This window comes from Vibrio sp. 10N.222.52.B7 (genome assembly GCF_041474275.1).
In the GTDB taxonomy this organism is placed as follows: domain Bacteria; phylum Pseudomonadota; class Gammaproteobacteria; order Enterobacterales; family Vibrionaceae; genus Vibrio; species Vibrio crassostreae_C.
Genome location: NZ_JBFRTU010000216.1, coordinates 1,463 through 1,699, shown reverse-complemented (window position 1 = coordinate 1,699; position 237 = coordinate 1,463). Strand labels below are relative to the sequence as shown.

Genomic DNA, 237 nt, shown 5'->3' with positions numbered 1-237 from the left:
TTAACTCAAGGAGAATGGAAGAATGAGCGAGCAAGAAAAACGTACGGTTGTTTCCGGCACAGTAACAATGACACCATCAGAAGCGTTCGTTGAAACTATGGTTGCTAATGATGTTACCGACATGTTCGGCATCATGGGGTCAGCATTTATGGACGCAATGGATATCTTTGCTCCTGCTGGCATTCGATTGGTCCCAGTAGTACACGAGCAAGGCGCTGCCCACATGGCAGATGGTTA

At 47.3% G+C, this 237-nt stretch carries 1 protein-coding gene; it reads left to right on the top strand.

Annotated features, from left to right (window positions below; all coding sequences use genetic code 11):
* Window positions 1-22 precede the first annotated feature (22 nt).
* Window positions 23-237: thiamine pyrophosphate-binding protein (locus tag AB4512_RS22490; protein WP_372175752.1), on the top strand; the 215-nt coding region annotated here is incomplete at its 3' end.